This is a genomic window from Streptomyces sp. NPDC002386 (assembly GCF_053593175.1).
In genome coordinates, this window is sequence record NZ_JBSFBX010000002.1 from 383,763 (window position 1) to 397,688 (window position 13,926).

14 protein-coding genes and 1 tRNA gene are annotated in these 13,926 nt (G+C 71.2%); 10 read left to right on the forward strand and 5 right to left on the reverse strand.

The genetic code is table 11. The features are described 5' to 3' along the window. The first annotated feature begins 139 nt into the window (after positions 1-139). From paaA to ACWCPN_RS05900, 5 genes are read left to right on the forward strand one after another with little or no spacing between them, the layout of a single operon-like run. Complete coding sequence (gene paaA, locus ACWCPN_RS05880) at positions 140-1,159, forward strand: 1,2-phenylacetyl-CoA epoxidase subunit PaaA (RefSeq protein WP_451202660.1); 1,020 nt, start codon at positions 140-142, stop codon at positions 1,157-1,159. Beyond that, entirely contained in the window at positions 1,156-1,443 is a 288-nt protein-coding gene (gene paaB, locus ACWCPN_RS05885) for a 1,2-phenylacetyl-CoA epoxidase subunit PaaB (protein ID WP_451202661.1), read from the forward strand. Before paaA ends, paaB begins: the two co-directional genes overlap by 4 nt. Next, positions 1,440-2,159: a 1,2-phenylacetyl-CoA epoxidase subunit PaaC gene (gene paaC, locus ACWCPN_RS05890; RefSeq protein WP_451202662.1), complete on the forward strand. Its 720-nt coding sequence runs from the start codon at positions 1,440-1,442 to the stop codon at positions 2,157-2,159. The genes paaB and paaC overlap by 4 nt, the downstream gene beginning before the upstream one ends. Beyond that, positions 2,153-2,677, forward strand: a complete 525-nt coding sequence (gene paaD, locus ACWCPN_RS05895) for a 1,2-phenylacetyl-CoA epoxidase subunit PaaD (protein ID WP_451202664.1) — start codon at positions 2,153-2,155, stop codon at positions 2,675-2,677. Before paaC ends, paaD begins: the two co-directional genes overlap by 7 nt. Continuing rightward, on the forward strand, positions 2,677-3,741 hold the full coding sequence (locus ACWCPN_RS05900; protein WP_451202665.1) for a 2Fe-2S iron-sulfur cluster-binding protein: 1,065 nt from the start codon (positions 2,677-2,679) through the stop codon (positions 3,739-3,741). The genes paaD and ACWCPN_RS05900 overlap by 1 nt, the downstream gene beginning before the upstream one ends. Positions 3,742-3,923: 182 nt before the next feature. Here the strand turns inward: ACWCPN_RS05900 and ACWCPN_RS05905 are convergent, their stop codons facing one another. The 5 genes from ACWCPN_RS05905 to ACWCPN_RS05925 all read right to left on the reverse strand — a co-directional run bounded on the left by ACWCPN_RS05905 (position 3,924) and on the right by ACWCPN_RS05925 (position 7,378). Further along, positions 3,924-4,253: a rhodanese-like domain-containing protein gene (locus ACWCPN_RS05905; RefSeq protein WP_199213588.1), complete on the reverse strand. Its 330-nt coding sequence runs from the start codon at positions 4,251-4,253 to the stop codon at positions 3,924-3,926. A 48-nt stretch (positions 4,254-4,301) separates the two neighbouring features. Beyond that, positions 4,302-5,114, reverse strand: a complete 813-nt coding sequence (locus ACWCPN_RS05910; protein WP_451202666.1) for a hypothetical protein — start codon at positions 5,112-5,114, stop codon at positions 4,302-4,304. A 49-nt stretch (positions 5,115-5,163) separates the two neighbouring features. Continuing rightward, entirely contained in the window at positions 5,164-5,640 is a 477-nt protein-coding gene (locus ACWCPN_RS05915) for a hypothetical protein (protein WP_451202667.1), read from the reverse strand. A 13-nt stretch (positions 5,641-5,653) separates the two neighbouring features. Continuing rightward, positions 5,654-7,081 (reverse strand): DUF2252 domain-containing protein, encoded by a 1,428-nt coding sequence (locus tag ACWCPN_RS05920; RefSeq protein ID WP_451202669.1) that lies wholly within the window; start codon positions 7,079-7,081, stop codon positions 5,654-5,656. Between the two features lie 213 nt (positions 7,082-7,294). Then, a tRNA-Leu gene (locus ACWCPN_RS05925) sits at positions 7,295-7,378 on the reverse strand. 405 nt (positions 7,379-7,783) lie between these two features. Here ACWCPN_RS05925 and ACWCPN_RS05930 point away from each other — a divergent pair. From ACWCPN_RS05930 to ACWCPN_RS05950, 5 genes are all read left to right on the forward strand, one after another. Next, positions 7,784-8,638, forward strand: coding sequence for an FhaA domain-containing protein (locus ACWCPN_RS05930; protein WP_392293019.1), 855 nt, complete (start codon positions 7,784-7,786; stop codon positions 8,636-8,638). Between the two features lie 10 nt (positions 8,639-8,648). Beyond that, positions 8,649-9,164 carry an FHA domain-containing protein FhaB/FipA gene (locus ACWCPN_RS05935; RefSeq protein ID WP_365121802.1) on the forward strand — a complete coding sequence of 172 codons (516 nt, stop codon included), beginning with the start codon at positions 8,649-8,651 and terminating at the stop codon, positions 9,162-9,164. A 92-nt stretch (positions 9,165-9,256) separates the two neighbouring features. After that, positions 9,257-10,843, forward strand: a complete 1,587-nt coding sequence (locus ACWCPN_RS05940; protein WP_451202671.1) for a Stp1/IreP family PP2C-type Ser/Thr phosphatase — start codon at positions 9,257-9,259, stop codon at positions 10,841-10,843. Between the two features lie 27 nt (positions 10,844-10,870). After that, on the forward strand, positions 10,871-12,322 hold the full coding sequence (locus tag ACWCPN_RS05945) for an FtsW/RodA/SpoVE family cell cycle protein (RefSeq protein ID WP_199211246.1): 1,452 nt from the start codon (positions 10,871-10,873) through the stop codon (positions 12,320-12,322). Beyond that, entirely contained in the window at positions 12,319-13,797 is a 1,479-nt protein-coding gene (locus tag ACWCPN_RS05950; RefSeq protein WP_199211245.1) for a penicillin-binding transpeptidase domain-containing protein, read from the forward strand. The genes ACWCPN_RS05945 and ACWCPN_RS05950 overlap by 4 nt, the downstream gene beginning before the upstream one ends. The last annotated feature ends 129 nt before the right edge of the window (positions 13,798-13,926 follow it).

Sequence of the window (13,926 nt, forward strand, 5' to 3'; positions counted from 1 at the left end):
GGCACGCCGTCCACAGGACGCTCGCGGGGTTTTCCACAGCGGTTGACAGCGGCACCGGCCCGGCACACCATTGATGCGCACGGACCGAACGATCGGTCGGGACACTGTTCGCAGCAGAGCCCTAGGTCAGGGGGACCGCATGGCCACAGCAGCCGCGCACCGCACGGCAGGCGCAGTCGCCGCCGGCGCGCCGGACACCGCCGGAGCACCGGCGGAGTACCAGCACGCCTTCGACGCGGCCGTGGCCGCCGACGAACGCATCGAGCCCCGCGACTGGATGCCCGACGCCTACCGCGCGACGCTCGTCCGGCAGATCGCCCAGCACGCGCACTCCGAGATCATCGGCATGCAGCCGGAGGCCAACTGGATCACCCGCGCGCCCTCACTGCGCCGCAAGGCGATCCTGATGGCCAAGGTCCAGGACGAGGCCGGCCACGGCCTGTACCTCTACAGCGCGGCCGAGACCCTCGGCACCAGCCGCGACGAACTGCTCGACAAGCTGCACAGCGGCCGCCAGAAGTACTCCTCGATCTTCAACTACCCCACCCTGACCTGGGCCGACGTCGGCGCCATCGGCTGGCTGGTGGACGGCGCCGCCATCACCAACCAGGTCCCCCTGTGCCGCTGCTCCTACGGGCCCTACGCCCGCGCGATGGTGCGCGTGTGCAAGGAGGAGTCCTTCCACCAGCGGCAGGGCTACGAACTGCTGCTGGCCCTCAGCAACGGCACCCCCGAGCAGCACGCCATGGCACAGGACGCGGTGGACCGCTGGTGGTGGCCCTCCCTGATGATGTTCGGCCCGCCCGACGACGCCTCGCAGCACTCGGCCCAGTCCATGGAGTGGAAGATCAAGCGCCACTCCAACGACGAGCTGCGCCAGCGCTTCGTCGACATCTGCGTACCCCAGGCCGAATCCCTCGGCCTCACCCTCCCCGACCCGGACCTGCGCTGGAACGAGGAGCGGGGACACCACGACTTCGGCGCCATCGACTGGACCGAGTTCTGGGACGTCCTCAAGGGCAACGGCCCCTGCAACGAACAGCGCATCACCCAGCGCAGGCGCGCACACGAAGAGGGCGCGTGGGTGCGCGAGGCGGCCGCGGCGTATGCGGCCAAGCACACCGGCAGCACCGGCGGAACGGGAGAGACACGAGGATGACCGACACCGAATGGCCCTTGTGGGAGGTCTTCGTACGCTCCCGCCGCGGCCTCTCCCACACCCACGCCGGCAGCCTGCACGCGCCCGACGCCGAGCTGGCCCTGCGCAACGCCCGCGACCTCTACACCCGGCGTGGCGAGGGTGTCTCGATCTGGGTCGTGCCCGCCACCGCGATCACCGCGTCCTCACCCGACGAGAAGGACCCGTTCTTCGAGCCGGCCGCCGACAAGCCCTACCGGCACCCGACCTTCTACGAGATCCCGGAAGGCGTGAAGCACCTGTGACCGCCACCGTCCCCGCGACCGCCGCGCTCGCCCTCGGCGACGACGCCCTGGTGCTCTCCCACCGACTGGGGGAGTGGGCCGGGCACGCCCCCGTCCTGGAGGAGGAGGTCGCCCTCGCCAACATCGCCCTCGACCTGCTCGGCCAGGCCCGCGTGCTGCTGTCGATGGCCGGCGACGAGGACGAACTCGCCTATCTGCGCGAGGAACGGGCCTTCAGCAACCTCCAGCTCGTCGAGCAGCCGAACGGCGACTTCGCCCACACCATCGCCCGCCAGCTGTACTTCTCCACCTACCAGCAGCTTCTCTACAGCGAACTGGCCGCCTCCGACGGCCCGTTCGCGCCGCTGGCCGCGAAGGCCGTCAAGGAGATCGCCTACCACCGGGACCACGCCGAGCAGTGGACCCTGCGGCTCGGCGACGGCACCGACGACAGCCACGAACGGATGCGGCGCGCGTGCGACGCCCTGTGGCGGTTCACCGGTGAGATGTTCCAGCCGGTCGAGGGCCTGGACGCCGACTGGGCGGCCCTGGAGGAGAACTGGCTCCGCTCCGTCACGGACGTCCTGAACCGGGCCACCCTGACCGTGCCCGAGGGCCCCCGCACCGGCGCCTGGTCGGCGGGAGCGGGCCGGCAGGGCCTGCACACCGAGCAGTTCGGACGGATGCTCGCCGAGATGCAGCACCTGCACCGCAGCCATCCGGGGGCGTCATGGTGACCACCACGGCGCTGGAGGCGGAACTGCTCGAACTGGCCGGTTCGGTGCCCGACCCCGAGCTGCCCGTGCTCACCCTCCAGGACCTGGGCGTCGTGCGCGCGGTGCACCTCCGCGGCACCGACACGGTCGAGGTCGACCTCACCCCGACCTACACCGGCTGCCCCGCCATCGAGGCGATGAGCACGGACATCGAGCGGGTCCTGCGCGCCCACGGCATGCGCGACGTCTCCGTCCGCACCGTGCTCAGCCCCGCCTGGACGACCGACGACATCACCGCCGAAGGCCGCCGCAAGCTCCAGGAGTTCGGCATCGCTCCCCCGCGTGCGCGCCGCGACCACGGTCCGGTGACGCTGACCCTCGGCCCGACGAGGACCGAGGAGGACGGCGAACCGGTGCGCTGCCCGCACTGCGGAGCGGCCGGCACCGAACTGCTGAGCCGGTTCTCCTCCACCGCGTGCAAGGCGCTGCGCCGCTGCCTGTCCTGCCGCGAACCGTTCGACCACTTCAAGGAGTTGTGATGGCGCGCTTCCACCCGCTCCCGGTGGCCGCGGTCGACCGGCTCACCGACGACTCCGTCGCGCTCACCCTCACCGTCCCGCCGGAGCTGCGCGAGGAGTACCGGCACGCGCCCGGGCAGCACCTCACCCTGCGGCGGCGCACGGACGGCACCGAGATCCGGCGGACGTACTCGATCTGCTCCGCGGCCCCCGACCCGGCCGGTGAGGGCCCGAGCACACTGCGGGTGGGGGTGCGTCTCGTCGAGGGCGGCGCCTTCTCCACATACGCGCTGAAGGAGATCAACGTCGGCGACGAGCTGGAGGTGATGACCCCCGCCGGCCGCTTCACGCTGGAACCGGCGCCGGGCCTGTACGCCGCGGTCGTCGGCGGCAGCGGCATCACCCCCGTGCTGTCGATCGTCTCCACGCTGCTCGCGCGTGAACCGCGGGCCCGGTTCTGCCTGATACGCGGGGACCGCACGGCCGCCTCGACGATGTTCCTCGAAGAGGTCGCCGACCTGAAGGACCGCTATCCGGAGCGGCTGCAGCTGGTCACCGCGCTCTCCCGGGAGGAGCAGCAGGCGGGTCTGCCGTCCGGCCGGCTCGACCGCGAGCGGCTGGCGGGACTGCTGCCCGCGCTGCTGCCGGTGGAGCGGGTGGCGGGCTGGTTCCTGTGCGGGCCCTACGGCCTCGTCGACGGCGCCGAGCGGGCGCTGCGCGAGCTGGGTGTGGACCGGGCCCGGATCCACCAGGAGATCTTCCACGTGGACGGGGGGACGGCCCCGGCGGCCGGCGCCCCGGTGCCCGCGCACAGCACCGTCACCGCCCGGCTCGACGGGCGCGGCGGCACCTGGCCGGTGCAGGACGGTGAGTCGCTGCTGGACACGGTGCTGCGCAACCGGCCCGACGCGCCCTACGCCTGCAAGGGCGGAGTGTGCGGAACCTGCCGGGCCTTCCTGGTCGCGGGCGAGGTCCGCATGGACCGCAACTTCGCTCTGGAGGCGGAGGAGACCGAAGCCGGCTATGTGCTGGCCTGCCAGTCGCACCCGGTCACGGAGCAGGTGGAGCTGGACTTCGACCGCTGAGTCCCGCCCCGCGCACGGGGAAGAGCCCGGTCACCCGCCGACGGCCCGCCCGCTCGGCCGTCGGTGCACCGGGCACCGCGATCCGACCACTGATCCGCGGCAGCCGTGCCTGACGGCCGCCGCGGATCAGCGGTCGCGGATCAGTGGCCGCGAGTCCATGGCCGCGGGTCCGTGGCCGCGGGTCAGACGACCGCGCCCGGCGCCCCGGCGTCGGTGACCACGGGACGGCCCGCGGCCTGCCAGACCTGCATGCCGCCGTCGACGTTCACCGCGTCGAGACCCTGCTGGATCAGGTACATCGTGACCTGCGCCGAACGCCCTCCGGACCGGCAGATCACATGGACCCGGCCGTCCTGCGGGGCGGCCTCGGTCAGCTCGCCGTACCGGGCCACGAACTCGCTCATGGGGATGTGCAGCGCGCCATCGGCGTGACCGGCCTGCCACTCCTCGTCCTCACGGACGTCCAGCAGGAAGTCGTCGTCCTTGAGGTCGGTGACCCCGACGGTGGGCACCCCAGCTCCAAAACTCATGCCCCCGACGCTACCGGAAGGACGGCCCGGTCAGCCCTCGGCCAGCAGGGCCGCCAGCTCCGTCTCCCGCTGCGCGATGTCGGCACGCAGCCGGCCGGCGATCTCGTCGAGCAGGCCGTCGGGGTCGTCCGGGGCCAGCCGCAGCATGCCGGCGATGGCACCGTCCTCGAGCTCGCGGGCGACCAGCGTCAGCAGCTCCTTGCGCTGGGAGAGCCACTCCAGGCGGGCGTACAGCTCGTCGGCGGGGCTCGGCCGGCGCTCGGGCGGCACCGGGCCCGCCGCCCATTCCTCGGCCAGCTCCCTGAGCAGCGCCTCGTCGCCGCGGGCGTAGGCGGCGTTGACGCGGCTGATGAACTCCTCGCGCCGCTGCTGCTCCTCTTCCTCCTGGGCGAGGTCGGGGTGGGCCTTGCGGGCCAGCTCGCGGTAGAGCTTGCGGGCCTCCTCGCTGGGCCGCACCCGCTCCGGAGGGCGTACCGCCTGGTCGGTGAGCATGGCGGTGGCCTCCGGGAACAGGCCGTTGCCGTCCATCCAGCCGTGCAGCAGCTCCTCGACGCCGGGGATCGGCAGCACATGCGCCCGGGCCTCCTCGGCCCGGCGGATGTCCTCCGGGTCGCCGGTGCGGGCGGCCTTCGCCTCGGCGATCTCCGCGTCCAGGTGCTCGATGCGCATGTAGAGCGGGCCGAGCTTCTGCTCGTGCAGCCGGGAGAAGTTCTCGACCTCGACGCGGAACGTCTCCACGGCGATCTCGTACTCGATCAACGCCTGCTCGGCTGCCCGTACGGCCTGTTCCAGCCGTTCCTCGGGCCGCGGTGCCTGGGACTGCTCAGCTTCCGGGGTCGTCACCCGACCAGCGTAGGCCACGGCCGGAACCCGGCGCCGCGGATGGCCGGGGTCACGCGCGGGGCACCGCGTCCGGGCAGTCTGCCGGTATCCATTCGGCCACCAGGTCGCGGCAGGCGACCACCAGCGTGCCCGGCCGGCAGGCCAGCTCATGGGTGCAGCCGGCCGGACCCGGGAGGATCTCGTCGAGGATCACATCGCCGAGGGAGGCGGGGTCGCAGCTGCCCAGGACGCCGGACTGGAAACGGGAGACCCCGGTGTAGCGGACGAGGAGGTCCTCGTCGTGCTTGAAGCAGTTGTGCCGGAAGCGGATCTCCAGGTCCCCGCCCCGGCCGAGGCGCACCCGTGACGGCCGCAGGTCCTTCACACAGCGCCGGCCACCGAAGTCGTAGTGCGCGGGGTCGGTGGCGAACGCGCGGGCGCCAGGCGGCAGTTCGGCCGCGAGGCCGGGCAGCCGCGCCAGGTAGGGCCGGGGGTCGATGAGACCCGCGTCCTCGCCCTCGGCGCCGTTCAGCTCGACGTACCTCAACGCGTCACCCCCGTCACACGCCCCTCTCGGCGGCTATCCGGCCCGCACGCACCCCCGCCACCAGTTCCGCGTGGTCCGCCTCCGTACGGTCGGCGTAGGCGACCGCGAAGGCGGCGACCGCCTCGTCCAGCTCCTCGTTCTTGCCGCAGTAGCCGGCGATCAGCCGCGGGTCCGCGCTGTGGGCGTGGGCGCGGGCCAGCAGGGCACCGGTCATGCGGCCGTAGTCGTCGATCTGGTCGGCGGCGAGCGCGGCCGGGTCGACGCTACCCTTGCGGTTGCGGAACTGGCGCACTTGGAAGGGCCGCCCGCCGACCGTCGTCCAGCCGAGCAGGATGTCGCTGACCACCTGCATCGACTTCTGGCCGAGGACCACCCGGCGCCCCTCGTGCTCCACCGCGGGCGCCTGGAAACCGGCGGCCGCCAGATGCGGGACGAGCGCCGACGGACGCGCCTCCTTCACCTGGAGCACCAGCGGCTCCCCGCGGTGGTCCAGCAGCAGGACCACGTACGAGCGCGTGCCCACGCTGCCCGTGCCGACCACGCGGAAGGCCACGTCGTGCACCGCGTGCCGGGCCAGCAGCGGCAGCCGGTCCTCGGAGAGCGTCGCCGCGTACGGCTCCAGGGCGGCGGCCACCGCGGCCGCCTCGGCGTCCGGGACCCGGCGCAGCACCGGCGGCGCGTCGACGAAGCGCCGGCCGCCGGCCTCCGTCTCCTCCGTCGACCTGGCGGCGAACCGGCCGCTGGTGTTGGCCCGCGCCTTCTCCGAGACCCGCTCCAGGGTGCCGAGCAGGTCGTGGGCGTCGGTGTGGGAGACCAGTTCCTCGTCCGCGATGGCGTTCCAGGCGTCCAGGACGGACAGCCCGGCCAGCAGCCTCATGGTCCGCCGGTAGGCACCCACCGCGTCCTGGGCGGCCTCCTGGCAGGTGTCCTCGTCGGCGCCCGCCTCGCGTCCGGCGAGCACCAGGGAGGCGGCGAGCCGCTTCAGGTCCCACTCCCAGGGGCCGTGCACCGTCTCGTCGAAGTCGTTGAGGTCGATGACCAGGCTGCCCCGGGCGTCCCCGTACAGACCGAAGTTGGCCGCGTGCGCGTCACCGCATATCTGGGCGCCGATGCTGGTCATCGGTGTGCGGGCCAGGTCGTACGCCATGAGCCCGGCGGAGCCGCGCAGGAAGGCGAACGGGGTGGCCGCCATCCTGCCCACCCGTATCGGCGTCAGTTCGGGGATGCGGCCGGCGTTGGAGTCCACCACCGCCGTGACCGCGTCCGGGCGGCCGGCGTCCAGGTCGAGGACGCGGTGTGCGTCACGCGGGACGGCGGACCGCAGCGCCTTGCCCTGCTTCTTCGGCGAACCCTGCGGCGGCCACTGGGCGAAGCCGCGCACCCGCGGCAACCGGGGCGCCGTCACCGCCCGCTCAGCCGCCTCGACACCGGATCCCGTCACCAGGACCGCCTCCCCCGCCCGCACGATCGAACATCAACTCGTGCAGACCGTACCGCCGTCGACCGGAACGCGTCAGACCCTGTGGACAAGCGAAGACCTGTGGAAAACGCCGTCCCCCGGAGCCGCCGGCACCCCTGAGAGCTTCCTCACAGGGCAGGAACGCCAAAACGACTACGGGCCCACCGTTTTCACGATGGGCCCGTAGCCACTGTGTGCGCGAGGGGGGAGTTGAACCCCCACGCCCTTGCGGGCACTGGAACCTGAATCCAGCGCGTCTGCCTATTCCGCCACCCGCGCATTGGGTGTGTCTTCCGTCTCCGTCCCTTGCGGGGCGGCCCCTTCCGACATCCAGAACATTAGCACGTCGCACGGGGTGGATTCACATCCCTTACCTGCCGCCCGGCCGGGTAGGGAGAGCGCAGGGGGCGGTCACGTCTCAAGGAGAGCCTGTTCACGTATCAACCTCGTACCGGTCCCCGTCATCTGTCCAGGAGGCGGGCCGGGTCCACAGCCGGGTGCGGGACACTGGTCCTTGCCCCCCTCTACGATCCTTGTCTGCAGGAGTTCGAAGGGCAGCCGCTGGGGGAACCGGCTGATTGCCGGACGCGTAGATACGATCGGTGAGCAGTACGGGCGGCACAGCGGCCCGCAGCAGGCACAGAGCAGGGCAAGGCATAACGGCAGCGACGGAGGAGGTGCCTCATGGGAGTCCTGAAGAAGTTCGAGCAGCGTCTCGAAGGTCTGGTCAACGGCACCTTCGCCAAGGTCTTCAAGTCCGAGGTCCAGCCCGTGGAGATCGCCGGCGCGCTCCAGCGGGAGTGCGACAACAACGCCACCATCTGGAACCGCGACCGCACGGTCGTCCCCAACGACTTCATCGTGGAGCTGAGCGCGCCCGACCACGAGCGCCTCAGCCCCTACTCCGGGCAGCTCGGCGACGAGCTGGCCGGCATGGTGCGCGACTACGCCAAGCAGCAGCGCTACACCTTCATGGGCCCGATCAAGGTCAACCTGGAGAAGGCCGACGACCTGGACACCGGCCTGTACCGGGTGCGCAGCCGCACCCTGGCCTCCTCCAGCAGCCAGCAGGCGCCCCCCGGCCCGCCCGCGGGCCGTCCCGGCCCCGCCCAGGGCGGCGGCTACGGCTACCCGCCCGCCGCGCCCGCCGGAGCACCCCCCATGCCGTCCGCCCCGCCGCCCGGCACCCGCCCCGGCGGCTACGGTTACCCGCAGCCCGCCACCCAGCGGCCCGCGGCCGCGCCCATGAGCGGCGGACGCACCCGCTACTGGATCGAGATCAACGGCACCCGCCACCAGATCTCCCGCCCGACCCTGGTGCTGGGCCGCAGCACCGAGGCCGACGTGCGGATCGACGACCCCGGCGTCTCCCGCCGGCACTGTGAGATCCGGACCGGAACGCCCTCGACGATCCAGGATCTCGGCTCCACCAACGGCATCGTGGTGGACGGGCAGCACACCACCCGCGCTACGCTCCGCGACGGCTCGCGGATCGTCGTGGGCAGCACCACCATCATTTACCGGCAAGCCGAAGGGTGAAGCGGGGGCAATGTCAGAGCTGACCCTCACGGTCATGCGGCTGGGTTTCCTGGCCGTACTGTGGCTGTTCGTGATCGTGGCCGTGCAGGTCATCAGAAGTGACCTGTTCGGGACACGCGTCACCCAGCGCGGAGCGCGCAGGGAGGCGGCGCGGCCGCAGCAGGCCGCCCGGCAGCAGTCCGCGCCCCCGCAGCAGCGCGGCCAGCAGGCCGGCGGCCGGCGCGGCCGCAACGCCCCCACCAAGCTGGTCGTGTCCGAAGGCACCCTGACCGGCACCACCGTCGCGCTGCAGGGCCAGACCATCACCCTGGGCCGGGCGCACGACTCCACGATCGTGCTGGACGACGACTACGCCTCCAGCCGCCATGCCAGGATCTACCCGGACCGCGACGGCCAGTGGATCGTCGAGGATCTCGGCTCCACCAACGGCACCTACCTGGACCGGTCCCGGCTGACGACCCCCACGCCGATCCCGCTGGGCGCGCCGATCCGCATCGGCAAAACCGTCATCGAGCTGCGGAAGTAGTGCTACGTCATGAGTGAGCGCGAGCGGAGCGAGCACGCAGCGGCAGGCCGCACCCCGGTCTCCGGCGCGCTCCCGACCGGAGGGTGGGCAGTGTGGCTCGACACGACCGGCTGTACCCGGAGCCGACGGGCGAGGTGCGCATGAGTCTGTCACTGCGCTTCGCCGCCGGATCGCACAAGGGCATGATCCGGGAGGGCAACGAGGACTCCGGTTACGCCGGTCCCCGCCTGCTCGCGATCGCCGACGGCATGGGCGGCCAGGCGGCCGGCGAGGTCGCCTCCTCCGAGGTCATCTCCACCCTGGTCACGCTCGACGACGACGTCCCCGGCTCCGACATCCTCACCTCCCTCGGCCACGCCGTGCAGCGCGCCAACGACCAGCTGCGCGGCATGGTCGAGGAGGACCCGCAGCTCGAGGGCATGGGCACCACGCTCACCGCCCTGCTGTGGACCGGGCAGCGGCTCGGCCTGGTGCACGTCGGCGACTCGCGCGCGTACCTGCTGCGCGACGGGGTCCTGACCCAGATCACCCAGGACCACACCTGGGTGCAGCGCCTCGTCGACGAGGGCCGCATCACCGAGGAAGAGGCCACCACCCACCCGCAGCGCTCCCTGCTGATGCGCGCCCTCGGCAGCGGCGACCACGTCGAACCCGACCTGTCCATCCGCGAGGTCCGGGCCGGCGACCGCTACCTGATCTGCTCCGACGGGCTGTCCGGAGTCGTCTCCCACCAGACGATGGAGGAGACCCTCGCCAGCTACCAGGGCCCGCAGGAGACCGTGCAGGAGCTGATCCAGCTCGCGCTGCGCGGCGGCGGCCCGGACAACATCACCGTCATTATCGCCGACGTGCTCGACCTGGACACCGGCGACACCCTCGCCGGCCAGCTGTCCGACACCCCCGTCGTGGTCGGCGCCGTCGCCGAGAACCAGCACCACCTGCACGACAACGGCATCATGCAGACCCCGGCCGGCCGCGCCTCCCACCTGGGGCGCCAGGGCCACCCCGGGGGCGGCGGCGAGTTCGGCCCGCCCGGCTCCGGCGACACCACCGGCTACGTCCCCACCGGCGGTTACGGGGACTACTCCGACGAGGACTTCACCAAGCCGCGCAAGAACCGCAGGTGGCTGAAGCGGTCGTTCTACAGCGTCCTCGCCCTCGCCGTCATCGGCGGCGGCCTGTACGGCGGCTACCGCTGGACGCAGACCCAGTACTACGTCGGGACCAACGGGGAGCACGTCGCCCTGTACCGCGGCATCAGCCAGGACCTGGCCTGGGTGTCGCTGTCCAAGGTGGAGAAGGACCACCCCGAGATCGAACTCAAGTACCTGCCGCCCTACCAGCAGAAGCAGGTCAAGAACACGATCACGGCGGGCGGCCTGGACCAGGCCCGGGCGAAGATCGACGCCCTGTCCCTGCAGGCCTCCGCATGCCGCAAGCAGGCGGAGCGCGCGGCCGCCGAGACCGAGAAGAACGCCAAGACCGGCGAGGGCGAGGCCGGAGGCACCACGGGAACCACCCCGGCCTCCTTCACGTCCAAGGCATCACCCACGCCGAACCCGTCGGCGTCGTCGAAGTCCCCGTCGTCCCCCTCGAAGTCCCCGACCGCCAAGCCCAGCCCCGGCCCGAGCCTCTCCGAGAATGAGCAGAAGGTCGTCGATCAGTGCGGCAAGCAGTAAGCACGCCGTGAGAGGCCCTGTCACACGATGAGCAGTACTTCGAACACACCGACGCACCACACGTCCACCATCGGCGCCATCGGCGCACCGAGCCGCCGCAACACCGAACTGGCCCTGCTGGTCTTCGCGGTGGTCATCCCGGTGTTCGCCTACGCCAACGTGGGCCTGGCCATCGACGGGTCGGTCCCGGCCGGCCTGCTCGGCTACGGCCTCGGCCTCGGCCTGATGGCCGGCATCGCCCATGTCGTGGTGCGCAAGTTCGCCGCCTACGCCGACCCGCTGCTGCTGCCGCTGGCGACCCTGCTGAACGGGCTCGGACTCGTCGTCATCTGGCGGCTGGACCAGTCAAAGCTGCTGCAGAGCATCGGCGTCGCCGGCGGCAAGGCGACCAACCAGCTCATCTACACCGCGCTGGGCATCGGCCTGTTCGTCGCAGTGCTGATCTTCCTCAAGGACCACCGCACGCTCCAGCGCTACACGTACATCTCCATGGCGGCCGCGCTGGTGCTGCTGCTGCTCCCGCTGGTGCCGGGCCTGGGCGCGGACCTCACCTACGGCGCCAAGATCTGGATCAAGGTCGGCAGCTTCACCATCCAGCCCGGTGAGTTCGCCAAGATCGTGCTGGCGGTGTTCTTCGCCGGCTACCTGATGGTCAAGCGCGACGCGCTGGCCCTGGCCAGCCGTCGCGTCATGGGCCTGTACCTGCCTCGCGGCCGCGACCTCGGCCCGATCCTCGTCGTCTGGGCGATCTCGATCCTCATCCTCGTCTTCGAGACCGACCTCGGTACCTCGCTGCTGTTCTTCGGCATGTTCGTGATCATGCTGTACGTCGCCACCGAACGGACCAGCTGGATCGTCTTCGGTCTGCTGATGTCCGCCCTCGGCGCCGTCGGCGTGGCCAGCTTCGAACCGCACATCCAGACCCGTGTGCAGGCATGGCTCAACCCCATGCACGAGTACCTGGCCAGCCGCTCGGGCGTGCACGACGGCAAGGTCCACTCCGAGCAGCTCCAGCAGGCCCTGTGGGCCTTCGGCTCCGGCGGCACCCTCGGCACCGGATGGGGCCAGGGCCACTCCGAGCTGATCCGGTTCGCCGCCAACTCCGACTTCGTCCTCGCCACCTTCGGCGAGGAGCTGGGCCTGGCCGGCGTCATGGCCATCCTCCTGGTCTACGGCCTGATCGTGGAACGCGGCGTGCGCACCGCCCTCGCCGCCCGCGACCCGTTCGGCAAGCTGCTCGCCGTCGGCCTGTCCGGCGCCTTCGCGCTCCAGGTGTTCGTCGTGGCCGGCGGTGTGATGGGCCTCATCCCGCTCACCGGTATGACGATGCCGTTCCTCGCCTACGGCGGTTCCTCCGTGATCGCCAACTGGGCCCTGATCGGCATCCTCATCCGGATCAGCGACACCGCGCGGAGACCGGCACCCGCCCCCGCCGCCAACCCCGACGCCGAGATGACCCAGGTGGTCCGCCCGTCATGAACAAGCCCCTGCGCCGGATCGCGATCTTCTGCGGCCTGCTCGTCCTGGCCCTGCTGATCCGCGACAACTGGCTCCAGTACGTCAAGGCCGACCAGCTGCGCACCGACACGGCCAACCGCCGGGTCGCCATCGAGCGGTACGCCAACCCGCGGGGCGACATCATCGTCGACGGCGACCCCATAACCGGGTCGGTCGAGGCCAAGAGCGGCGACTTCAAGTTCAAGCGCACCTACAAGGACGGGGCCATGTGGGCCCCGGTCACCGGCTACTCCTCGCAGGCCTTCGGCGCCAACCAGCTGGAGAGCATCGAGGACGGCATCCTCACCGGCAACGACGACCGGCTGTTCTTCCGCAAGACGCTCGACATGATCACCGGCAAGGGCCAGCAGGGCGGCAACGTCGTCACCACGCTCAACGCCGCGGCGCAGAAGGCCGCCTACAGCGGCCTGAAGGCCCAGGGCGCCAAGGGCGCCGTGGTGGCCCTCGAGCCCTCCACCGGCAAGATCCTCGCCCTGGCCTCCTACCCGTCGTACGACCCGTCGAGCTTCGCGGGCAACACGGACAAGGACTCCAAGGCCTGGAACAAGATCCTCAAGAAGAACGACCCGTCCGACCCGGCGCTCAACCGGGCGCTGCGCGAGACCTACCCGCCGGGCTCCACCTTCAAGGTGGTCACCGCGGCGGCCGCGCTGGAGAACGGGCTGTACAAGTCGGCCGACGAGAAGACCGACTCGCCGCTGCCCTACATCATGAAGGGCACGACCACCGAGCTGAAGAACGAGGGCAACATCCCCTGCAAGGACGCCAACATGCGCGAGGCGCTGCGGGTGTCCTGCAACACCGTCTTCGGCAAGATCGGCGCCGACCTCGGCAACGACAAGATGCTGGACGAGGCGAAGAAGTTCGGCTTCGACGCCGAGCAGTTCACCCCCGTCCGCTCCAGCGCCTCGGTGTTCTCCGACGACATGAACCCGTCGCAGACCGCGCTGTCCTCCATCGGCCAGTACAACACCGCCGCCACCCCGCTGCAGATGGCCATGGTCGCCTCGGCCGTCGCCAACGACGGCAAGCTGATGAAGCCGTACATGGTCGACCAGCTGCAGTCCTCCAACCTCGACCCGGTCGCCAAGACCGACCCCGAGGAGCTGAGCCGGCCGCTGTCCCCGCAGAACGCGCAGATCCTGCAGTCGATGATGGAGACGGTCGTCAAGAGCGGCACGGGCCAGCGGGCGCAGATCGGCGGCGGAGTGACCGTCGGCGGCAAGACCGGTACCGCCCAGCACGGCGTGGCGAACAGCGCGAACCCCTACGCGTGGTTCATCTCGTACGCCAAGCTCAGCGACAACAGCTCGCCGGTCGCCGTGGCCGTGGTGGTCGAGGACGAGAACGCCAACCGTGACGACATCTCCGGCGGCGGCCTGGCCGCGCCGATCGCGAAGAACGTCATGGAGGCGGTCATCAACTCCAAGAAGTGAACCCGCTCACGTCCCCTTCACATCGTTGCACGTTGCGATACCGGTCCTGTATCGGGTTCCGGGCTTGGCCAGGGCACACGGAGCGAGCCGGGTACGGTAGGCCCGGACGGCAGCCTCCGGCCGCACACG

What these genes read in the sequence shown, in the direction of transcription:
- ACWCPN_RS05950 (WP_199211245.1), top strand. Translation starts at nt 12,319, where the DNA reads ATGAACAAGCCCCTGCGCCGGATCGCGATCTTCTGCGGCCTGCTCGTC.
- paaA (WP_451202660.1), top strand. Translation starts at nt 140, where the DNA reads ATGGCCACAGCAGCCGCGCACCGCACGGCAGGCGCAGTCGCCGCCGGC.
- ACWCPN_RS05945 (WP_199211246.1), top strand. Translation starts at nt 10,871, where the DNA reads ATGAGCAGTACTTCGAACACACCGACGCACCACACGTCCACCATCGGC.
- paaB (WP_451202661.1), top strand. Translation starts at nt 1,156, where the DNA reads ATGACCGACACCGAATGGCCCTTGTGGGAGGTCTTCGTACGCTCCCGC.
- paaD (WP_451202664.1), top strand. Translation starts at nt 2,153, where the DNA reads ATGGTGACCACCACGGCGCTGGAGGCGGAACTGCTCGAACTGGCCGGT.
- ACWCPN_RS05930 (WP_392293019.1), top strand. Translation starts at nt 7,784, where the DNA reads ATGGGAGTCCTGAAGAAGTTCGAGCAGCGTCTCGAAGGTCTGGTCAAC.
- ACWCPN_RS05935 (WP_365121802.1), top strand. Translation starts at nt 8,649, where the DNA reads ATGTCAGAGCTGACCCTCACGGTCATGCGGCTGGGTTTCCTGGCCGTA.
- ACWCPN_RS05900 (WP_451202665.1), top strand. Translation starts at nt 2,677, where the DNA reads ATGGCGCGCTTCCACCCGCTCCCGGTGGCCGCGGTCGACCGGCTCACC.